Raw genomic sequence first — 22,103 nt, 5'->3', positions numbered from 1 at the left:
ATTAAGATGTGATAAGAATGATTATAATAAAAATTTGACATAAAATCCAAGGAGGTAAAAAATGAAAACTATAGGATTACTAACAAGTGGAGGAGATGCTCCAGGAATGAATGCTGCAATTAGAGCGGTTGTAAGGTCAGCAATATATTATGGATGCAAAGTATATGGAATCAATAGAGGATATAAGGGATTGTTGGAAGAAGATTTAACTGAAATGAACTTATCTTCTGTTGGGGATATTATACACAGAGGAGGAACTATATTAAAATCTTCTAGATGTGAAGAATTCAAAACAGAAGAAGGTAGATTAAAGGCAGTAAAAATTCTTAAAAAGTATAAAATTGACTGCTTAGTAGTAATTGGAGGAGACGGTTCATTTACAGGAGCTCAAAAACTTAGTGACTTAGGATTTCCAGCTATAGGTATACCAGGAACTATAGATAATGACTTAGCATATACAGATTATACTATAGGATTTGACACTGCAATGAATACTATTATAGATGCTATAGGTAAAATAAGAGATACATCATCATCTCATGAAAGAGTTAATATAGTAGAAGTTATGGGAAGACACTGTGGAGATTTAGCCTTATATGCAGGTCTTGCAGGAGGAGCTGAAACTATAATAGTACCAGAAGTAGAGGTTAAAGTAGATGAAGTTGCTTTAAGATTAAAGACTACTCAAAAAAGAGGTAAGAGACATAGTATAATCGTGTTGGCAGAAGGAGTTGGAAGTGCTAGCGATTTAGAGAAGGAACTTAAAAAAGAATCAGGAGCAGATTTAAGAGTAACTGTATTAGGTCATGTTCAAAGAGGAGGAAGCCCAACTGTATTTGATAGAATACTAGCAAGCAGACTTGGTGTAAGAGCTGTAGAATTACTACTAGATGGAAAGTCAGCTAGAGTTGTCGGAATAAAAGAAAACAAAATAATTGACTTAGAAATAAGTGAAGCTTTATCTCAAAAGAAGGTTTTTGATAAAGAAGCTTATGAAATGGCAAAAATATTATCTATATAAATCTTAGTATTTAAAATAAATCTGTGAAATAATATTTCAGGAGGAGCAAATATGTTAAATAATGTAAAGAAAACAAAAATTGTTTGTACACTAGGGCCAGCATCACAAAGTGAAGAAGTTTTAACTCAACTTATGCAAAATGGTCTAAATGTGTGCAGATTTAACTTTTCCCATGGTTCACATGAAGAACACAAGGAAAGAATAGATATGGCAAAAAAAGTTAGAGAAAAACTAAATAAACCAGTTGCTATATTATTAGACACTAAAGGTCCAGAAATTAGAACAGGTAATTTTGCAGACCCAGAGGTATCTTTAGAAGAAGGACAAAAATTTACTATAACTATGAAAGATGTTGTAGGAACTAAAGAAATATGTACAGTAAGTTATAAGGGTCTTGCGGAAGATGTTAAAGTAGGAGATTCTATACTAATAGATGATGGCTTAGTTGGTTTAAGAGTAAAAGAAATAAATGGCGAAGATATAGTATGTATCGTTGAAAATTCTGGAATAGTAAAAAATCATAAAGGTGTAAATGTGCCTGGTGTAAAAATAAATTTACCAGCAATAACTCCTAAAGATATAAGCGACATAGAATTTGGAATAAGCCAAGGTATAGACTATATAGCTGCCTCATTTGTAAGGAAAGCATCTGATGTACTAGCAATAAGAGAAATTTTAGAAAATAACAATGCAACTGATATACAAATTATATCTAAGATAGAAAATCAAGAAGGTGTAGAAAACTTAGATGAAATATTAAAAGTTTCTGATGGTATAATGGTAGCTAGAGGTGATTTAGGTGTTGAAATACCTACTGAAGAAATGCCAATAGTTCAGAAAATGATGATAAAAAAATGCAATGAATTAGCAAAACCAGTTGTAACTGCTACACAAATGCTTGATTCTATGATAAGAAATCCAAGACCAACAAGAGCAGAAGTTACAGACGTAGCTAATGCTATATATGATGGAACAGATGCAATAATGTTATCTGGAGAAACTGCTGCTGGGAAATATCCTGTAGAATCTGTAAAAATGATGGCTACAATAGCAAAAAGAACAGAAGAAACTTTGGATTATAATAGATTGTTAAAGGAAAATGGTACTAATAATGTTACAGTAACAGATGCAATAAGCCATGCTACTTGTACAACAGCTGTAGATTTAGATGCATCAGCTATAATAACATCTACTTCTTCAGGTTATACTGCTAGAATGGTGTCTAAATTTAGACCAAAATCTCCAATAATAGCTACTACAAATAATGAAAAAACTATGAATAAACTAGCTCTTACATGGGGAGTTTATCCAGTTAAATCTTCTGTTGCAGGAAATACAGATGAAGTTATAGAAAAAGCAATAGAAGCAGCTAGACAAGCAGATTATATAGATAATGGAGAACTAGTGGTTATAACTGCTGGAGTACCAGTAGGAGTAAGCGGAACTACTAACTTAATAAAGGTTCATGTAATAAGTGAAGAAATTGTTCAAGGTATAGGTGTAGGTAATCAAACAGTAGAAGGTAAAGTTCGTATAATAAAAAATGGAGATACTTGTGTAGACTTCAATAAAGGAGATATATTAGTTTCTACAGCTACTGATGCTGAAATGAACAATTATATAGAGAAAGCAGGAGCTGTAGTAACTGAAAATGGTGGAATGACATCACATACAGCTATCGTAGGAATAAATTTAGATATACCAGTTATTGTGTCTGCAAATGATATAACTAATCTAGTAAAAGATGGAGAAGTTGTAACAGTGGATGCATCAAGAGGTGTAATATATAGAGGTTCAACTAGAGTTTTATAAGAAAATAATAAATTTATTTTGTCAAGGGGCTTTATAAGCTCCTTTTTTTTTGGTAAAATAAAATATTGTAGCTTAGTAAAAAATATAGTTTAGTTAATAGCAAGATTTTAATATATATTTAAAGAAAAGAATTTGTAAGAATTTAAATTTAATATAGTGATTGGAGGGTGATTTATGCTTTCAAAAAACGAGATGTATATTGTAGATATAGTAGACATTGGACAGGCTGGAGTAGGCGTTGGAAAGTACAATGGTATTACAGTTTTTGTAGAGGGCGGATTAATACAAGATAAAGTTAAAGTTAAAATTAATAAGGTCAAGAAAAATTATGCTGTAGGAGACATTGTTGAAATAATAGAGAAGTCTCCATTTAGAGTAAAAAGAGTGTGTAGTGACAATCTTAAGGATTGTGGAGGGTGCCAAATACAAGATTTAGACTATAATAAACAACTTGAAATGAAAACAAATGAAGTTAAACAAGTGCTTACAAGAATAGGTAAGTTGGATGATGTGGTAGTTCATGATACTATAGGCATGGAGAAGCCATATAGATATAGAAATAAAGCTCAATTTCCAATACAAAAGAACAATGGAGTTCCTATTATTGGTTTTTACAAAAAGAAGACTCACGATGTAATATCGACAGAAAAATGTGTAATACAACATGAACTAAATGATAAAATTGTTAAGATAATAAAAACGTATATAAGAGCTTATAAGGTAAGCATATATGATGAAAAGTCTCAGACTGGAGTAATTAGACATTTGGTGACAAAAATTGGATTTACAACTAAAGAAGTAATGGTTGTATTAGTTGCTAATGGAAACAGACTTCCATATCTTAAAGAATTAGCTTCAGTATTAGAGGAAAATATACCTGGATTTAAGACTTTAGTTGTAAATATAAATGAAAAAAATACAAATGCCATTCTTGGAAAAGAGAATATAGTTGTGTATGGAGATGGTAAAATAAATGATTATATAGGAGATTTAGTATTTGAGATTTCTCCATTGTCATTTTTCCAAGTAAATCCTATACAAACTAAGGTATTATATGATAAAGCTCTTGAATATGCAGATTTAAAGGATACTGATACTGTTTTTGATATTTATTGTGGTATAGGTACAATATCTTTATTTTTAGCGCAAAAGGCTAAAAAAGTTTATGGAATAGAAATTATAGAAGATGCTATAAAAGATGCTAAGGTAAATGCTAGATTAAACAATATACATAATGCTGAATTCTATGTGGGTAAGGCAGAAGAGGTTGTTCCTAAGATGTATAGTGAGGGTAAGACTGCTAATGTTGTAGTTGTAGACCCACCTAGAAAGGGTTGTGACGAAAAGGTTTTAGAGACAATTGTTTCAATGAATCCTGAGAGAATTGTTTATGTTTCTTGTAATCCTTCTACTTTAGCAAGGGATTTAAATTATCTAAATATGCATGGATTTAAATGTATTGAGGCACAACCTGTAGATATGTTCCCTCATTCTACACATGTGGAAACTGTAGCGTTGCTTTCCAAACTTGATTCAAAGAAGCATATTAGTGTGGAATTTCCAATGGATGATATGGACTTAACAAATGCATAGAGTAAAGCAACATATGAGCAAATCCAAAACTCTGTTTTTAAAAAGTATGGATTTAAGGTGTCTACACTTTATATTGCGCAAGTTAAGAGGAAGCATGGTTTAGAAGTTAGGGAGAATTACAATATATCAAGAAATGAAAATCAGAAAGTTCTGAAGTGCTCGGTTGAAAAAGAAGAAGCTATTTTGGTTGCTTTGAAGTATTTTAAAATGTTGAAATAAAAAGGGACTTTATTAAATAGCATTCTATATAATATATTAATCTTTTTTTGGGGAAATAAAATGAATAGAAAGTCAATAAATGAAAATGTAAAAAGAAGATTATATGCTGAATCAATGGGAAAGTGTATGAATCCAGATTGCCAAGAAAATTTATTTATAAAAGATAATGATATTATGGAAAAGGCTCATATTGCTCCCTACTTTGAAACAGAAGATAATTCGTACGAAAATTTAATTATTTTATGCCCTAATTGCCATAAGAAGTTTGACAAGATTAATTCATTAAGTGAAGAAACCGTAAAAAAGTGGAAAGAAAATAGAAGAAAGCAACTAGAAGAAAGCAACTAGAGTCTTTTTTCTCTACTAAGTATGGTTCCTTTGAAGAACTTAAAAAGGTAGTTAGTCCTTTATTGAATGAAAACAAGTATATTTATGAGAATTATTTTTTAGGAGATAAAAAAGCATTATGGGATAAATTTGAACCTCAAGCATTATCAAGTAATGAAAAATTAAAGTTATTACTTGAAAATAATATGAACCTATTTCAAAACCATTCAGAGAAAGGGTATTCTAATTTAGAAGTGGTTCGTAAATTCATTACTCATATTAATGAATTTATATGTACTCGATTGGACGAAGAAAAAAATAGAGCAGTACTTTTTCCAGAAAAGATTAATTCAATATTTGGGATTGTACCTGTAAAAGAACATCTTATGCCGTCTACTGAGTCATTGGAAGGTTTTTTAAAAATTATGCAAAAACAGAATAGAATAGAGGAAATTTTATTAGGAATAGATGAACCATACATTTTATTGAAGGATGATGATAAAGTAGTTTTGACGGATACACCTAGGTTAAGACAATTATATTTTGATAACAAGTGTTTTATAAAAACAGGTGTTAGATTAGAAAGCTTAAATTTTGCTTTGAAATATCTGAAATCTAGAAACATTAATTTTATCTATAAAGATCCAATTATGCTAAGAGAAATTATTGTAAATGGTGTAAGTATATTTTTTGTTTATGAATATTGTTTGAGCAAGGTCTTTCTGACCAAAATGTCTCCTGAACCAAACTCTGTAATTGTAAATTTACATAATTGGAATGGGCAGTTCTGTATTTCACAAGAGGCCTATGATTTAGCGAATACATTTGGAGTTACTTTGCTTACAATTGAGGATTTTTACAGATATGTCAATAAAATCAAATAATAATATTATTATCAATATAATAATAGATAACATTATGTTGTTTGATGAATTTGATGAGGTTTATATTTTTGGATCTATTTTGAACCCGAGTAAATTTTCGAATGATATTGATCTTTTACTGTTATATTCAACTTTTTCATCTAATCTAGTGGAAAAGGAAATTCAAATAAGTGAATTTTTAGAGAAAATCAGTAGATACCATTTAGATATAACCGCGTTGAGTTTTGAAGAAGAAAAAGATATTAACTTTATAGATAGATTAAATTATAACTATATAATGGGAAAGTGAGCTTAGGTAATTATGATTAATTAGACTTACTGTTTTGATGAATAGGTTTGGACAATGATAAGCATGTGGAAAATGTGGTTTTGATACAAAGAAAAACTATGTAGAAAGTTTTAATTTTAGGCATTTCTTGAACCATTTTGTTTTTAAAAATGAAGATGATAAAATTGGTAATGAACAGTTGAAAAAATATATTAATGTTTCTGTGGTTATCGATATGGAGGGTTAAGATAGAATAAAATTAAAAGTTATGAGATACTGTGAAAACAGTATCTTTTTTTTATGTCTGGACGTTCAGAAATGAGCACCTATTTTGTGTAAACAATCAGGGGGAAAGTAGTTAGTATACAACAAAAAAATAAGAAACTTTTATCTTTATTAAAAAAAGAAATAAAATCATTCTATTTAATTGATATTTATATAATATGAAGAAATACAAATGAATTTTGGTATACTTGTGGGAAATGAAGAGGAATACTTAGAATTTTGTAGAATATTAAAATTAGAACTTATTATAGATATATAAAGTAAGTTTTGAAAAATATAATAATTTATTAAAATATTGTGAGATGAGAGAGGTTAATTTACTATGAAGGAAGCAACAGAAGCAAGGGAGTCAAATAAAGGAGATAATTTTCATTTCATTTGGTCTGCTAAAAAATCACTTCAATTGTTAGAACCTGGTACAGAGCTGGAAGCATTCTATGTAGAAGGAACAAGTATTGAAGATGATGAAAAGTCATTATTATCAATAGATGTTGCTGAGTATTTTGAAGGAAAAAATATGAAGATGCAAGTAGAGTGATTTTTTCTCAATTAAAATATAGTATTTCACATGGTGATTTACCTTGGATACTTTCGTCTTTATCAGTATCTACAAATTCAAGAAAAGCTAATTCAATTATTCAATGACTAGCACAGATATATAAAGATTTTAAAAAAAGTATCCTAAAGATATAGAAAAATTAAGGCTAAAATTAGTAATCAATAGAACTATAGAAGAGAACTTTAAAAAGCTTATAGATAATTGTGATGAAGAAATTGAAAAGAATGATTGTAAAAATTATCTCAGTTTAAAGCATGCACTACCTAAAGAAAATCATGAGTATTTAAAGTCATTTTACAAAAAGTCAAAGTTGAGTACCATAGAATTTGTAGATTTTTTAAAATGTATTGATTTGATTGAATGTGGAAGTGACATAAGAGATATACATGAATCAGAGGTAATTAGTTCTTTGGTTAGATTGGGAGTGTTAAATTTGAAAAATAATTATGATAAGCTAATGCAATTTATAAAAAATAAATGTCTCCAGAGGAAAATGATACAGTGTCAATTGACAAAAATACTATGGCAAATTTCTTTAATACAATTTCAAATGGTTTGTTTCCTTATAATTCACAAGTAATAAAACCACAAAAACATATTAAGAGAAATATTAGTGATGATATTGTCAGAGAAATAATTATTAGTAGAAATCAATATATTTGTTTACATGCAACTGGCGGAATAGGTAAGGCTACAGTAGTGTATGATTTAGAAGTGAATTGCCAATTGGCTCATTAGTATTATTATATGATTGTCTTGGTGGTGGATTATATTCATACATACAAAAATGCTATAGTACAGTTAAGAAATGAATTAGCATTAAAATTATTACACGCCATTTCTTGTTAAAACTAATTTAGATGAAAGTGACTATTTAAGAAATTTTTTTATTATACTTAAACAAGCATCTAATTATGTAAAAGTAATTAATAAAGCAGCAGCTATATTATTAGTATTAGATGCGGTTGACAATAGTTATTCAGTATCATAAGTATTAGGAGATACTTGTTTTGCAGACAAACTCTTGAAAATTACTTTACAATAAAATATTTCAATTTTAGTTATATCAAGAACAGAACGATTAGAAAATTTTGAATTACCTTATGGAACAACTATGATTAAGTTAGAAGGATTTAATAAGGAAGAGCAACGTAATTACATTGATATGTTTTATGAAAATGTATCAGGTTCTAAATGTGAAGAAGTAAAAAAACTTACCAGTAAAAATACAAAGGTTCAATACTATGTTTTTTCTAAGATATCTTATACTATTGAGGAAGTGTTGCAATATCTCAACCCAAATGGAAAAGACTTGAATGGGATATTCAAAAAATCAATAAAAAAGATAGATACTAGAATAACTTCAGAGATAATATATTTTGAAGAGTTGTGTAGATCATTAGTTGAATTGCAAAGACCAATTCCAGTTGATATTATTACAAGTTCTACTGATTATAATATTGAAAAATTGGAAAGTGCATGCTTTGAATATTTGATTAGTATTTATTTAGGAAATGGGATTATAACCTTTAGAGATAAAGACTTTGAAAATTATTTAAAAACAACAATTAAAAATAGTGAGTTAGCAATAACAAAAATTGCTGGAACTCTTTATAATAAGTGATTTGATTATGATTATTCTATTAAATATTTTCATATTTTTCTAGAGAAGACTCAAAAACTAAATGAAATTTTGGATTCAATTTATACTATAAACAATATTAATATTTCATTAATCGAAGATGAAAAAACGAAATTATATCAAAATGAATTAAAAGTGCTTTCTCAATTGATGATATTTATAATAATAATTATAAGTTAGATGCACATAAACTTTTGTATTTATTAACTAAATGTAGAGCTACTGATGCTGGAGTGAAAAAAATTATATTAGATAATATTGAACTAGCTAAAAATTAGGATTTGAAAGTATCATATCCAGATATATTTCGAGAAAATCAAAGTTTAGTTCATTAAATGAATTAACATTACAAATATATTCAAATTCATTAATTAAATATACTGAGCGAACAGATTAATTTTTGCTACATCTTCTGTAACAATAAAATAATATTCAAAAGAAGAAAAGAATAATAGAAACTTTTAACATATAGTTGATAGACTACATGTATCACGATTAGGCATATACATGGCAATGGATATGATTAGTGAATTGGATGCATGATTAGAGTCCATATCCTATTTAAGAATTTTGATATCACTTATAGTTTACTTTTGCAAGGAGATATAGAGAAAGTTAAATCTATAATTAGCCTCTATGATGATATAGATATGTTTGCAGGATGTGCAATTGCATTTGAAGAATTAAATTATTCTATAAACAATGAAATTTGGATTTTAGGCGAAAATCTTACTAATTATATAGAAAAAAAGAAAAAATACATGTAATGGACTTAAAATATAGGATTAGTATAGCAGAATTATTATTAAAAAGAGGGAAAATTAAGGAATCAGAAAATATAGATTATAATACCGAAATAAGAATGGATTTTTCATATATATCATTTTATGAAATGAATGGTGAATTGCCAAAGGAATATACATTTAGATTGTATGCATTAAAGAAGTTCTTAAAATGTGAAAAATATGCCTTTAAGACAAGTTATAGAGTTGGGGGTTCCAATAGCAAAATAATTACTATAGTAGGAGGAAAAAGAGTGATTCAGAAGATACCAGAATATAAATTACTTGTTGAAACAGACGCACCATTTATTAGAGCTATAAATCATTGTCATGAAATATATGAAAATTTGAATCAAACAATAATAGGTATTTCAAACTTAAAAAATCACAATTTATCTAGAGTTATTTAGGAGAATTCAAGATATGTTCTTGGAGAATTATGGTGATACTTAATATTAATTAAAATGTAAAGAAATCTAGTTGAGAAAATGCATTATAAGCAGATTTGTAGTAAGCAGTAATATATATGTAGTAAGGGGGACTAAATGGATAATATACTAATTATTTTTATATGTACTATAGTTATATATTTACTTTTTATTTTGATAGATAAAAAAATGACGAGAATAAGGTTTAGATTTAGAGAAAGAGAATTTGAAATCAAATATCCTACAATGAGTAGTCTAATAACTTTTCTCATTAAATATATAGCGATGATTTTACTGTTCATATTTACTGTTCTTCAAGAAAAAACGCAGTTTATGCGAATTCCTTTAAATTGCGATCCAATAGTTTTAACTGTAGCTATTTATACTATGTATGGAATATTTATTTCATTTATACAATTCTTAATTAGTTATTCATCAGCGAATAATCGGGATCTTTATTGGGGAAAAAGTAAAACAAAATTAATTATTATGGACAGCATTGAATATAGGATGTTCAATTCGGAATTATTTAGGATGTTACTCTTATATTTATCTGTTTATTCAATTTTAAATTTCAAGAAAATATTTTTACTGAGTAAATATAATGGTTATGCTGAGTCACTTTTTTATGTTTCTATAACAATCATTATAATGGAATTTATTGTTTTATTTATAAAGGGATTAATGATTAGTAATGTGCTATTTTATGTTCAAGAGGATAGAGATAGGATAAATAGGCAAATTAAAATAACTATTTTAAAAGAGTATCAGTTTGTATTTAACGAAACAATAAAATCAAAGAATCTTGATTTTATAGAAATATTATTTGTGGATTTATCAAATATAGAAAAATCACAAAGGGAAGAAATGGTATATTCAGTATTATGCCATGTATATTCATGGTATCAATGGGTTGGGGAAAGCAAAGATAAAAAGATTTTGCTTCCATTAAAGAAAATTTTCAAAAGGGTAGAGAAGGAAAACTCATATTATAAATTAGTAAGTTTACGATTAATAAATTCGAATTTTTGGAATCAGTATGAGAAAAGTGAGCTTAAGCTACAATTTGAAGAGTTACTAAAAATATATATAAAACAAGAAGATTTTATGTTCAATTTCATAAAAAAAGAATCTGGTGATGATAAAGAGAAATTTTCATCCATGTTTGAGAGAGTTTATAAAACTGACAATACATTATTAGGTGAAATTAATTTTTTAGATCTTCCTACAGCAATTTGGAAAGCCATTTTTTCTCAAGAAGATATTATTTCATTATGCAACTCAGTTCGTAACCTTCAAATGATGAAGATGCTAGATCATTTGTTCAAAAGTAGTGATTATTATTGTACAGAATTATTGCGAGAAAAAATAATTGAACAATATTGTAAGTTTATAATAAAAGTTTTCAATAAGAAAAAAGAAATAATCTTGCAAATGGATAGTAGAAAAATCGCGGATACATTAGATATTAAAATTTGCAAACAAGAAAAGAGGAATTTTAATCAAATACAGGGAGAGGATACATGTAGGACTTATATAAATTTTAGAGAAGAATTAAAAAGATTACTCAAGTATAAACTGTTACATTACTTTATTGAGTTGGAGAATAATGAACTTAACCGAAGTTTTATAAATAAATTAGGTGAGTTCATGGAAGAAAAATATATTATGTTTTTTATTACTTATCGTATTCTATATACAGGATCAGATTATTCAAAATGGAGGGAAGAAATAGTCTTTTTTAAAAACCTAATTTCATCTAGACATTATGAAGATAACATTCTTGGAAAACAGAATGTGGATTTTGTTGCTGAAGCCATAGCAAATGTCAATATAGGTCATAAAATTTCTTATGATTTAATTAATTGGATTTTTCACAATATAAATTCTCCAATAAATGAGAATATAGTAAAGGCATGTTCTGAAAGAAGATATTTGAGTTTAGCGACTTTTATATCATTTAAATATATTTTTAAAGATGGATGTTTTTATTATAGAATATTAGAAGATATAAACTTTCTAAATGATGAAATAAGGATTCAATTTATTAATGAAATCTCAAAAATAAGAGGTGTAATGAAAGAAGAGTACTTTATTAAGGTATTATACGATATCTTTGATTGTCAAAAATATAAAATAGGAATTGATAAATTGATATTAAATAGTAATTTTGAAATGCTCATGATTGTAAATGATTTCATAAATATAAAAAACATGATGGAATATATTAGTAAACATGAATGGAGAGGAAATGATGGAGTATTAAAATTTTTGCTTATCAAATTTAGTGAATTTAATTACCAAGAGCTATTATCATCACTTGATTTTGAAGTACAACATAACATTGCTCAGCAGTTTGAAAGAATCTTATCTCAATCACTTAAAACAGTAGATAAGTATGTCGACGATTTATGTATTCGAGCGTCTTATCTTGGTAATGAAGTTCCTCAACATAGAAAGGATAAAGCTATCAATATACTAAGTAAACTGATTTTAGGATAAATTTAATTTTTATTGAATTTATCTTTAAATTATATTTGAAATTCTGAAATCTGAATATCTGAGAAGTGTTTGTTACTTCAAAAATGTCATAGAGTGAAAAGGATAGCGTTTCAAATCGATAAATAGAAATGTAAAAATAATTCTAGATATAAACTGAGGGAATCTATGGAACTTATAATATTAATAGTTCCATTTTAACATCTTTTATATCTATGCTTATGAAAGGTAGATTTGTGCAATTCAAAGACAAAAAGAAAGTGGAAAGAAGAGAGATATTAATTGACTCCTTTAGAACAAGAAATATAAGTAAAATTGATTTTTATATGTTTGCTTTTCTTAGTTTATTTATATTTGCGAGGGATAGAGATAATTCATGTATTCCCTTATGTTTATTTGGGATACATGAAATTTTAAATAGAAAGTATTTGAAGGGTTTTTTATACATAGTAGAAGGAAATATTATACTTATTCTTAGTCCATATGTGATTGGTCAAATATTGTTTTGAGAGATACATTAATAGCTTTAATCGATTTATTCTGTAAACGTAATAATTTCTATAAATAGTCGCTTAAAGATTATGATAAGTACAGTTATAATTAATGTAGTTTTAAAAATCTATTTAATGATACACGAAGTATGAGGTTAGAATGTCTTGTGTTTGTTGTTTTTTTGATAATAAAAATCAGAGAAAATTAAAAAAACTGTTTTGTAGTCTCATCATTTGAACAAAAACTCCAGCTTTATAAGTCACAGTATATAGATGAATTTAAGAAGATGGATTACATTTGAAAATGCTCATGTGATTTCTCAATAAAAAATATAAATAACCAGATATTTTATTTTCCAAAATATAATTGGGTATATAAAAAGGATGTATGATTTTTCTAATTCTATCAATATAACTATAAATCAAGTATTACCTTGATTAATAAGAAATGAATCAAAAATTAAATATGATAATTAAAATTTTATATTTTAAAAAGGATGACTAATAAAATTTTAGGAGACAGCATACTGTTTCTGATACTGACTTTTTCAGTAGAAAATAAAGACAATATTTGCAAAGAATGTTTACTATCACAACCATAGTACTGATTATTTTGAAAGGTAGGAATATTTAGGAGTTGTGTATCAATTAACTAAATCTACAGATATATTTCAGGAGCATGTGAGATATTCACAGCAGGATTTTAATTATTGTTTTTTGTCCTAGAAAAAAAAGAAAACAAGTATAACGAAAATTTATTATATTGTTTCCATACAGTATGCATTGGGGAGTGTAATAGAGGTAAAGAACTTTTGGATGTTATTCAAAGACTAGATGATTTTGGATGAAAATTAAAAGAACAAAATATAATCTATAATATGAATGATTATATTTTTCTAAAACATAGAATTGAATCTAACCTTGAGTATATGAAACAGATAGTGTAGGTTCAAAGTGTTATTATCAGTTTCCACATGGTTATATTGGGTTTTATTAATCTATCATTTGGTTAAAACTGTGATAAAAATTGTTTACACTCCAATTAATAATGGTATTATAAAATGGAGTGAACTGAGATGAAATCAATTAAAGATAGTAAAGAAAAGAGTATTGCATGTAAAATAGAGATTTTAGAAAATATATAATAGAAAAGGAAAGATATTTTTGATGCTTGATATTAGCACTCCTGATTTAGCCTATAAATGCTTACAAGAAATTTTAGGTATTTAAGGTGAAGGTATTGACTTGAGTAAATTGAAACAGTCAAACCTATTTGTGAGATTCGGGAGGGCAAAGAAACTTAACGATTTTAATGTCAATAGATACTTTTTTGTTTCAAACTATATTATATAGCATTGGAAGAGAGGAGAATCAACAGAAATAAGAGTATTGTAAATGTTTATGGAAAATTTATCATAGCTAATGTCTATGATGAGAAATGCAGAAATTATATAGTATCATTCAGAGTCTAACTAGATTTGGCTGGCATCGAATGTACAGATGTTCTAAGTAATAAACGACAGAAGGTGGTTTATTGGTTTAATATAGTATAAATGCTATGTTACACTATTTAAAAGCAGGTAATTACAATAAGGTTTTTATAACCCAATTACTATTAAAAGAAGCTATAATGTGTTGTATATAGAAATTGTAAAATTTAGAAAACTTAAAATTAATTATCTAAAGGTTACGATAATGGGTAGTTAGAAAATAATGCAACGAATTACAGATAAAATATTTTTATTATTTTTAGTTTTTAAATGAATTTTTATTGGGATTGTAGAGCGGAAGGCGAGTTGCGAATTGCTATAAATTTGATGGTGGAAGGCAGATTTAAATTCACAAAATGCAGGCAGAAGAGCCTAAAAAATTACATTCATAGGTGGTTCTTTATGAAATACACTGGAGTTCCAAATTCAACAAGTATATTTTGGTATCCTTAAAATATGTAGAAACTGTAGCTAAGATAATCAAGCATAGTAACATTTGTAGGAAGTATATATCAATAATATATTGTATTGCCACCGAATTGCCAAAACAATGTAATTTTGGTGGCAATTTTAGTAAAAATTATAAAACATTATACAAATGAAAAGGGTGGTAATCAAATCTTATCACCCCTTCATGCATCTGAAATTATTTAATCTTAAAACCAACTAAAATTTCCTTTGTTGTTTCTCTTTGTATAATATAGAGCATAATCAGATTGTTTATATAAAGATTGAAACGTATCTAAGTTGCTTTCTAGTCTTGATATGCCTATAGAGCAAGAATTGATATCAGAACATAACTTTGCAACTTTTTTTGCTTTATTTTCAACATCTTCCTTAGACTGATTGATATATTCAAATACAGCAAATTCATCTCCTCCAAGTCTTCCAATAATAGCATTATTGGTAAACACTTTAGTCAAAACATTAGCAAATTGTATTAATATTTCATCTCCTCTAATATGACCAAATATATCATTTATTTGCTTAAAATTATCTAAATCAAAAATATAAAAATACCCACATGAAGTAGTTTCTAGCATTTCTTTTATATGTACTTCAAAAAAATGACGATTATATAATCCAGTCATAAGGTCTTTTTCTGATTTCAACTTAAATTCATTAGCCATAGCTAGAGCTTCTTTTGCTTTTTCAGTTATTGTTTTAGGATAGTATTCATCTTTTACCTGATCAAAGTTTGGAATAGAATGGTGTATATGGAGCAGTGTGATTTTACCATCTATAACTTTATATACCATAGTAAATCGAGTATCCATTTCTACATATATGTCTCTTTCTAAGTACTCTTCTTCTATTACCCATAGAGTTCCATATACTATAAAAGTTTCATTTGTAACTTTAGTACATGAGTACCACTCATCTATAATTTTAAAATTTATTTCTTCTGATTCTATTTGGTCTTTTTCAAGATTTATAATGAAGTTCTCTAATGATGTATAGAATTCATGTTTTCCTGTTCCAAACAATGTAAAATTATCATCTAATAAAGACATGATAAATTGTAAGCCATCCTCGTCTGGATTTAAAATATAAATGTGCCAGATTTTCTTTGATAAATCACATAATTGTTCTTGTATTGTATTATTTTCCATAGAGTAACCCCTTAAGATTTGTAGTTTATAATTCTTTTAGTTAGTACTATTTATTTGGATGCTTGTGACAATATTATAATATAGAATTAAAAAAATTGCATCTGATTTGTACAATAGTGTACTTTATAAGAAGAAGCATAGGGTAATCATCTCTAATGTAAATAATGTATTTTTAAATTTTGATTAAAGCAATTAATGAAATTTAATTTCAATTGTAAAGAAATAAAATAAATTTAAATATATGAGCATCTTAAATTATACTTGAATATAAAAAAATTTTATGGTAAAATATCAGCAATAATATTAGTAAAGGAGTGTCTTGCTTGATGTCGGAGTTATATATAATGGTAACCAACAAGTAAATAGTTGGAGACGCATAGGTATTCTGTTTAATCAGAATTTTTAAGTGTATTTTTGATACATTTAATTGTTGTGTCTTGTTCTGCCTTTATAGATAACTAACATATGACAACAAATAATAATATTATTATATATTACTTTGTTAAATTGTGGTGTAGTGGGCTTTAATCTGCTACACCTTTATTAATTTTCCATAGTGTTATTTTAAATATAATTATGTTGAAATAGAAAAGATTAAATTTTCTAGTCCACAGGAGTTTTCTGTTTTTGTGTAGGTAAATAATACCACATAAAAAGGCAGATATGAATACCTGTGGACTTTTTTTGTAGAAAATACAAGATATGGAGGCAATAAAAATGAGTATTATTGAACTTAATGAACTGACTAAATCTTATAGGAGATTTGAGAAAGAACCAGGATTTATGGGAAGTATAAAATCTTTATTTAATAGAAAATATACAGAAAAAACAGCTATATCATCCCTTAATTTAAAAATAGAGGAAGGAGAATTTGTTGGATTAATAGGTAAAAATGGAGCTGGAAAAACAACTCTTGTCAAGATGATGACTGGAATTATTGCTCCATCTTCTGGAAAAATCTCTGTCATGGGTTATTATCCAAATAAGTTAGAAAATAACTTTAAAAAACAATATGCTGTTGTTATGGGGCAAAAAAGTCAGCTATTTTTTGAATTGACGCCAGCAGATACATTTCTTTTATTTAAAGAGTTATATGATATATCTGATGAAGAGTATAAAAAGAATTTGGATTATTTTATAGAGTTGTTTGAAGTATCTGATTATATAAATGTTCAAGTTAGAACACTTTCTTTAGGAGAAAGAATGAAAATGGAGCTTATTGTAGCACTTCTTCATAATCCTAAAATTTTATTTTTAGATGAACCAACAATAGGTCTAGATGCAGTGGCACAAAAACAAATTAGGTATTTTCTGAAAGAAGTAAATAAGAAAAAAGGTACTACAATAATGCTTACCTCTCATTATATGGAGGATATAAAGAGCCTTTGTAGTCGAAGTATTGTCATAGAAAATAGTCATAAAATATATGATGGCTCTACAGATGAATTATTTAATCATTTTCAAAAATATAAGAAAATAACAGTTAGCTTCACTGATGAAACTAAAATTTTATTTCCAAAAGACTATAAGATTATTGAGCAAACAAAACATAAAACATCAGTAATTGTACCAAAAGAAAAAGGTAATGAAACTGTTAAATGGATTTTTGATAAGTATGATGTTGAGGATGTAACAATTGAAGAAGAAGATATAGGGAATGTTGTAGAACGAATATACAAAGAAGGATGTGAAGAGTATTATGAACAACTATAATGAAGCATATTCAAGACAATCATTGTTTTATAGATTTAAACAAAATATAAGAAAGTACTATGAAATAGCTAAAATTAATTTCAAAGTACAACTTATTTGGAGGTTTGATGTAGTAGTTAACATGATGTTTACTATTATAAAAATTTTATTTGCTTATATTTTGTGGAAGGCAATTTTTGGTGAAAATGACATAGTTTCTGGCTTTACATTTAATTCAATGTTGTCTTATTATATAATAAGTTCATTTTTATCAGGTATTGATATGTCAAGAAGTACAAGTGAGGAGATATGCAATCGTGTAAAGTTGGGTACATTTTCAAAATACATGATTATTCCGATTGGTGCACAAAATTATTTTTTTGCTAAAAATTTTGGAATGACCTTTTTTTACTTAGTATTTAATATGATTTCTGCTTTTGTATGGATTTTTATATTTAAAATAGATTTTGCTTTTACATCAAATCCAATACAAATTTTAATTTCAATTTTGATGATTTTCTTAGGGCTTATTTTTATGATGCAGCTTCATTTCTTTATTGGAATTTTATCATTTAAATTTCTAGAGATTGGTTTTTTTAGAATGATAATCGATAATATAACTGAATTTGTTACAGGAACAATGATACCGCTTGTTCTTTTGCCAGAAGTTGTAGTAAATGTTATGAAATTGTTTCCATTTTATTACACAACCTATTTACCATCTATGTTATTAATAGGTAGAAATAGTAATGATGCAGTACAAGGACTGATTATTATAGCATTATGGGTTTTATTCTTCTTTATAGTAAATAAAATTGTCTATAAGAAGATAAGAACACTATTTGATGGGGTGGGGATATAATGAAAAAAAAATTTAAAATAATATTTATGTTACTAAAAATGAAATTATCAAAAATGATGGTGTTTAGATTTGATTTTTTTGGAGCATTTTTTGTAGATAGTTCATTATTTATATTACAATTGTTAATGTTTAATGGCATTTACTCTCATGTAGATTCAATAGGAGGTTGGCAGCGTGGAGAGATGATAATATTTATAGGAACTTTTTCATTAATAAATGCTATAAATATGACCATTTTCTGTTTTGGAATTTATGATATTCCACGCAAAATTCAAGAAGGAGAATTAGATTATTATATTACAAAGCCAATAGACCCATTGTTTAGATTGACATTTGAGAATGTTAATATCGGTTCATCACCTTTAATTTTGGCAAGTATACTTATAGTTGTATATGGAGTATCTGGATTAAATTCAGAAATAACTTTTGCTATGGTACTGGCATATACATGTATGGTGTTATTGATGACATTGCTTTTTTATGATGTGTGTATTATATTTCGGACAATTCCATTTTTTGTTATATCATCCTCTGCTATAATGAGATTGGAAGATAATTTACTACCAATGAATATGAAAATTCCAGGTATAATTTATGAAGGTATTTTTAAGCTACTATTTTATTTGATTTTACCATATGGAATTATGTCAACAATCCCAACTCAAATTTTGTCTGGGACATTAACAATAAAAGGATTAATCTACTCAATTAGTATTGTATTTGTATTTACAGTATTTATGTGGAGGTTTTGGAAATTAGGACTGAAACATTATAAAAGTGCAAGTAGTTAATAAATTTTCAGTTTAGAGGTGACAAGGAATGAAAAATATAGCAAATATTATTACTATACTTAGAATCATTTTATCAATAGCTTTGCTCAAAATAGATATGTTTTCTTCTTTATTTTTTACAGTCTACATTATGTGTGGAGTAAGTGATTTTCTTGATGGATATATAGCTAGAAAAATGAATATAGAAAGTAAGCTTGGCTCAAGGCTTGATAGTATGGCTGATATATGTTTAGTAATATCAATGTTTATTATTATGCTTCCAGTGATAAATATTTCAAAATATATAGTATTATGGATATTAACAATTGTCCTTGTTCGAATTACATCAATAATTATAGTGATTCGTAAATACAACACATTTGCTATATTACATACATATGGAAATAAATTATCTGGTTTTATGTTATTCTGTTTACCTTTAGTTTATAATATTATGAATACAAATTTACTTGCAAGTATAGTTTGTGTTGTAGCAAGTATCTCAGCCACTGAAGAAGTAATAATACATATATTATCTAAAGAGTTAAAAATAGATATTAGTAGTATTATAGAAGTACTTATTTCATAAACCTGTTTCATATGATACTAGACAATAGAAACTAAAATTTATGTAAGTATTGATTAAAAGATGAAAAATAATTAGATTAAAGATTAAGGTATTATACTTATCATATATGATATTATAATAGCAAGATATATTAAAACTCTATTTAAATAATTATATATGATTTTTATGGGATTATATACGATTGTAGATACTATATTTGTATCTAGATTTGTAGATACAAATGCTTTATCTGCAATTAATCTTGTCTGTCCTATTATTAATATTATTGTTGGACTTGGAACCAGGCTTGCTACTGGAGGAAGTGCTATTGTAGCTTGCAAGATGGGGAATGGATATGGATGGAGCAAAGAAAATTTTTACTTTGACTATATTATCTGGAGCTATAATTGGAATACTAATTACCAGTATAGGTTTACATCATCTATGTTTACAGCATTATCTAATGGAAAGATATCTGCAATACTATCTTTTTTACGTACATTTGGTTTTATAACTATAGGTTTATTGACATTACCAAATATCTTGAATATAGATGGAATATGGTTAGCAGTGCCAATTGCTGAGCTTTTAACCTTATTTTTAACAGTTAGTTTTATATATAGATATAAGAATAAGTATAACTATATATAAATACAATAATAAATATAATTAACATATATCTTTTTCGATTGTACATCATTTAGCCCATAAGTAACGATTTTTCATTTATTTATGGGCTTTTATTGTATTCTTTCCTTTGGATTCATTCCTTAATTGACAAGTTTGTTCCTAACAACAGTACGATTTTAACGTTCTTTTAGCATTTTGTTATCCATATACTGAATAATCAAATCAGCACCAAATTCATTACCACCTGCATTTCTAATTTCCTTTTGCATAAGCAATATACTTTGAGTTATAGTCGAATCATTAAGAACAGCTAAGGTAGAATTTTTAAGAATGTCACTTGTAATGTGTTTGTGAGAAATCTTTTTCCCTAAGTTTAAGCGTTCAATTTGCTGTGCGTTAGTTGGTTGGTCACTTATAAACGGAATAACCACCATAGGAACGCCAAAATAAAGAGACTCCATAACACTATTTAAGCCACCATGAGTTATAAAAACACTTGCTTTTTCTAATATTTCAAGCTGTGGTACAAAAGGGAAAATATAAAAATTATTTGGTATCTTACCTAAATCTGATATATTTATTGAATTACCAACAGATATAATGACAGTTACATTTTCATCTTTAAAAGCATTGATACATTTTTTGTAAAATGACATTGCTTTATTTACAATTGTACCTAGAGAAATATAGACCAAATTATTTTTTGATTTTGGCAATATAAATTCATTTTTTTTATTACGTTGATAAATAGAGGTACCCAGAAACTTAAATTTATTTTCTGAAAAATCTTCTGCATATGGTTGAAATTTTTTTACAGTATATACAAGATTAAGTTCTGGAGGATTTTCAGTAATCTCTTTTAACCAAGAATCAGTCTTTAATTTAATTCCCTTTGATACTTTTTTAGTCCATCTACGACATACCCATTCAAAACGAAATACACTTAACACGCCACCCGAATTAATAAATTCTTTCATCAAAACTTTATTAGTAGCTGGTGCAGTAATAATCCTAATAACAGGTTTATTGAATCTCTCTGCTATATGTTTTCCTAGAAAGAAAAAATGCTCATAAATAATTAAATCGAATTCATGCGCTACCTTTATAGAGGCTTGATAGACATTTTTTATTTGAATAGAAAGTTTTTCGTTATCTTCATAATAAAGGAAGTCAGCTCCCATTTCTAAGACTTTATCTTTCCATTCTTCAGTTAGTAAGTATGTTACAGAATTACCTCTATTCACTAATTTTTCCACTAACCCAAGGGTAGGGTATACGTGTCCAGAAAAAGGTAAATTTATAAATAAAATTTTCATAATCAAACCTCCTTAAAATGTTTTTATTATATATTCACTTTGTAAATATAAGAGGTAGAACTTTTAACGTTCTACCTAAAAATTCAGAAATAACTGTATGCTGTTTATTTTTATTGGACCTTATTATTAACTAATTTGTAAAATAGTGAAATGCTCTAATGATTTGTAAAATAGCTCTTGCTTAGAGCTAAAATAATGATAAAACATTCCAACTTCTCCATTAACCTTATTTAATATCATGCTAACAGAGATGATTTCATACCCATACTTTAAAAATAATTGAATAGCAGAATCTAGTATTTCTTCTCTTTTCCCTCCTTCTAAAGCAGATTTTCTTGCCATAAAATTAGCA

The 22,103-nt window shown here is 27.0% G+C and carries 20 protein-coding genes; 17 read left to right on the top strand and 3 right to left on the bottom strand.

Features of this window, described 5'->3' with window-relative positions; genetic code table 11:
* The first annotated feature begins 61 nt into the window (after window positions 1-61).
* From pfkA to IC214_RS13740, 12 genes are all read left to right on the top strand, one after another.
* A complete protein-coding gene (gene pfkA, locus IC214_RS13795) occupies window positions 62-1,021 on the top strand; it encodes a 6-phosphofructokinase (RefSeq protein ID WP_227435605.1) in 960 nt (319 codons plus the stop codon).
* A 51-nt stretch (window positions 1,022-1,072) separates the two neighbouring features.
* Window positions 1,073-2,833, top strand: a complete 1,761-nt coding sequence (pyk, locus tag IC214_RS13790) for a pyruvate kinase (protein ID WP_227866745.1) — start codon at window positions 1,073-1,075, stop codon at window positions 2,831-2,833.
* A 174-nt stretch (window positions 2,834-3,007) separates the two neighbouring features.
* Window positions 3,008-4,426 (top strand): 23S rRNA (uracil(1939)-C(5))-methyltransferase RlmD, encoded by a 1,419-nt coding sequence (rlmD, locus tag IC214_RS13785; protein WP_227863308.1) that lies wholly within the window; start codon window positions 3,008-3,010, stop codon window positions 4,424-4,426.
* 279 nt (window positions 4,427-4,705) lie between these two features.
* Window positions 4,706-4,993: an HNH endonuclease signature motif containing protein gene (locus IC214_RS13780; protein WP_227866744.1), complete on the top strand. Its 288-nt coding sequence runs from the start codon at window positions 4,706-4,708 to the stop codon at window positions 4,991-4,993.
* A 62-nt stretch (window positions 4,994-5,055) separates the two neighbouring features.
* Window positions 5,056-5,856: a hypothetical protein gene (locus IC214_RS13775; protein WP_227866743.1), complete on the top strand. Its 801-nt coding sequence runs from the start codon at window positions 5,056-5,058 to the stop codon at window positions 5,854-5,856.
* A gap of 79 nt (window positions 5,857-5,935) precedes the next feature.
* On the top strand, window positions 5,936-6,145 hold the full coding sequence (locus tag IC214_RS13770; RefSeq protein ID WP_227863310.1) for a hypothetical protein: 210 nt from the start codon (window positions 5,936-5,938) through the stop codon (window positions 6,143-6,145).
* A 586-nt stretch (window positions 6,146-6,731) separates the two neighbouring features.
* Window positions 6,732-6,947: a hypothetical protein gene (locus IC214_RS13765; RefSeq protein ID WP_227824527.1), complete on the top strand. Its 216-nt coding sequence runs from the start codon at window positions 6,732-6,734 to the stop codon at window positions 6,945-6,947.
* A gap of 498 nt (window positions 6,948-7,445) precedes the next feature.
* Window positions 7,446-7,706: a hypothetical protein gene (locus IC214_RS13760; protein ID WP_227866742.1), complete on the top strand. Its 261-nt coding sequence runs from the start codon at window positions 7,446-7,448 to the stop codon at window positions 7,704-7,706.
* 376 nt (window positions 7,707-8,082) lie between these two features.
* Entirely contained in the window at window positions 8,083-8,592 is a 510-nt protein-coding gene (locus tag IC214_RS13755; RefSeq protein WP_227824525.1) for a hypothetical protein, read from the top strand.
* Between the two features lie 611 nt (window positions 8,593-9,203).
* Window positions 9,204-9,377, top strand: a complete 174-nt coding sequence (locus IC214_RS13750) for a hypothetical protein (RefSeq protein ID WP_227863311.1) — start codon at window positions 9,204-9,206, stop codon at window positions 9,375-9,377.
* Entirely contained in the window at window positions 9,377-9,802 is a 426-nt protein-coding gene (locus tag IC214_RS13745) for a hypothetical protein (RefSeq protein WP_227824523.1), read from the top strand. Before IC214_RS13750 ends, IC214_RS13745 begins: the two co-directional genes overlap by 1 nt.
* A gap of 669 nt (window positions 9,803-10,471) precedes the next feature.
* Window positions 10,472-12,322, top strand: coding sequence for a hypothetical protein (locus IC214_RS13740; protein WP_227866741.1), 1,851 nt, complete (start codon window positions 10,472-10,474; stop codon window positions 12,320-12,322).
* A gap of 2,634 nt (window positions 12,323-14,956) precedes the next feature.
* Here the strand turns inward: IC214_RS13740 and IC214_RS13735 are convergent.
* On the bottom strand, window positions 14,957-15,913 hold the full coding sequence (locus IC214_RS13735) for a diguanylate cyclase domain-containing protein (RefSeq protein ID WP_227824521.1): 957 nt from the start codon (window positions 15,911-15,913) through the stop codon (window positions 14,957-14,959).
* A gap of 717 nt (window positions 15,914-16,630) precedes the next feature.
* Here IC214_RS13735 and IC214_RS13730 point away from each other — a divergent pair.
* The 5 genes from IC214_RS13730 to IC214_RS13710 all read left to right on the top strand — a co-directional run bounded on the left by IC214_RS13730 (window position 16,631) and on the right by IC214_RS13710 (window position 20,456).
* Window positions 16,631-17,626: an ATP-binding cassette domain-containing protein gene (locus IC214_RS13730; protein ID WP_227435631.1), complete on the top strand. Its 996-nt coding sequence runs from the start codon at window positions 16,631-16,633 to the stop codon at window positions 17,624-17,626.
* Complete coding sequence (locus IC214_RS13725; RefSeq protein WP_227831757.1) at window positions 17,613-18,467, top strand: ABC transporter permease; 855 nt, start codon at window positions 17,613-17,615, stop codon at window positions 18,465-18,467. The genes IC214_RS13730 and IC214_RS13725 overlap by 14 nt, the downstream gene beginning before the upstream one ends.
* The gene (locus tag IC214_RS13720) at window positions 18,467-19,258 is read left to right on the top strand and encodes an ABC transporter permease (protein WP_227481816.1); all 792 of its coding nucleotides are present in this window, start codon (window positions 18,467-18,469) and stop codon (window positions 19,256-19,258) included. Before IC214_RS13725 ends, IC214_RS13720 begins: the two co-directional genes overlap by 1 nt.
* Window positions 19,259-19,286: 28 nt before the next feature.
* Window positions 19,287-19,826 (top strand): CDP-alcohol phosphatidyltransferase family protein, encoded by a 540-nt coding sequence (locus IC214_RS13715; RefSeq protein ID WP_227831755.1) that lies wholly within the window; start codon window positions 19,287-19,289, stop codon window positions 19,824-19,826.
* Between the two features lie 156 nt (window positions 19,827-19,982).
* On the top strand, window positions 19,983-20,456 hold the full coding sequence (locus tag IC214_RS13710; RefSeq protein WP_227851324.1) for an MATE family efflux transporter: 474 nt from the start codon (window positions 19,983-19,985) through the stop codon (window positions 20,454-20,456).
* A 155-nt stretch (window positions 20,457-20,611) separates the two neighbouring features.
* Here IC214_RS13710 and IC214_RS13705 read toward each other — a convergent pair whose 3' ends face one another.
* The gene (locus IC214_RS13705; RefSeq protein ID WP_227866740.1) at window positions 20,612-21,751 is read right to left on the bottom strand and encodes a macrolide family glycosyltransferase; all 1,140 of its coding nucleotides are present in this window, start codon (window positions 21,749-21,751) and stop codon (window positions 20,612-20,614) included.
* Window positions 21,752-21,877: 126 nt separating this feature from the next.
* On the bottom strand, window positions 21,878-22,093 hold the full coding sequence (locus tag IC214_RS13700; RefSeq protein WP_227435644.1) for a TetR/AcrR family transcriptional regulator: 216 nt from the start codon (window positions 22,091-22,093) through the stop codon (window positions 21,878-21,880).
* Between the last annotated feature and the right edge of the window lie 10 nt (window positions 22,094-22,103).

This window comes from Clostridioides sp. ES-S-0190-01, assembly GCF_020658275.1.
Taxonomy (GTDB): domain Bacteria; phylum Bacillota; class Clostridia; order Peptostreptococcales; family Peptostreptococcaceae; genus Clostridioides.
Note: the sequence above shows the minus strand (reverse complement) of the source record. Positions and strands in the feature narration are given on the sequence as shown.

Bases quoted from the DNA above. Each gene is read 5' to 3' on its own strand.
- IC214_RS13735 (WP_227824521.1), bottom strand. From the start codon at position 15,913: ATGGAAAATAATACAATACAAGAACAATTATGTGATTTATCAAAGAAA.
- IC214_RS13725 (WP_227831757.1), top strand. From the start codon at position 17,613: ATGAACAACTATAATGAAGCATATTCAAGACAATCATTGTTTTATAGA.
- IC214_RS13765 (WP_227824527.1), top strand. From the start codon at position 6,732: ATGAAGGAAGCAACAGAAGCAAGGGAGTCAAATAAAGGAGATAATTTT.
- IC214_RS13780 (WP_227866744.1), top strand. From the start codon at position 4,706: ATGAATAGAAAGTCAATAAATGAAAATGTAAAAAGAAGATTATATGCT.
- IC214_RS13700 (WP_227435644.1), bottom strand. From the start codon at position 22,093: ATGGCAAGAAAATCTGCTTTAGAAGGAGGGAAAAGAGAAGAAATACTA.
- IC214_RS13715 (WP_227831755.1), top strand. From the start codon at position 19,287: ATGAAAAATATAGCAAATATTATTACTATACTTAGAATCATTTTATCA.
- rlmD (WP_227863308.1), top strand. From the start codon at position 3,008: ATGCTTTCAAAAAACGAGATGTATATTGTAGATATAGTAGACATTGGA.
- IC214_RS13730 (WP_227435631.1), top strand. From the start codon at position 16,631: ATGAGTATTATTGAACTTAATGAACTGACTAAATCTTATAGGAGATTT.
- IC214_RS13760 (WP_227866742.1), top strand. From the start codon at position 7,446: ATGTCTCCAGAGGAAAATGATACAGTGTCAATTGACAAAAATACTATG.
- IC214_RS13710 (WP_227851324.1), top strand. From the start codon at position 19,983: ATGATTTTTATGGGATTATATACGATTGTAGATACTATATTTGTATCT.
- IC214_RS13720 (WP_227481816.1), top strand. From the start codon at position 18,467: ATGAAAAAAAAATTTAAAATAATATTTATGTTACTAAAAATGAAATTA.
- IC214_RS13755 (WP_227824525.1), top strand. From the start codon at position 8,083: ATGATTAAGTTAGAAGGATTTAATAAGGAAGAGCAACGTAATTACATT.
- IC214_RS13740 (WP_227866741.1), top strand. From the start codon at position 10,472: ATGGAATTTATTGTTTTATTTATAAAGGGATTAATGATTAGTAATGTG.
- IC214_RS13705 (WP_227866740.1), bottom strand. From the start codon at position 21,751: ATGAAAATTTTATTTATAAATTTACCTTTTTCTGGACACGTATACCCT.
- pfkA (WP_227435605.1), top strand. From the start codon at position 62: ATGAAAACTATAGGATTACTAACAAGTGGAGGAGATGCTCCAGGAATG.
- pyk (WP_227866745.1), top strand. From the start codon at position 1,073: ATGTTAAATAATGTAAAGAAAACAAAAATTGTTTGTACACTAGGGCCA.
- IC214_RS13745 (WP_227824523.1), top strand. From the start codon at position 9,377: ATGGACTTAAAATATAGGATTAGTATAGCAGAATTATTATTAAAAAGA.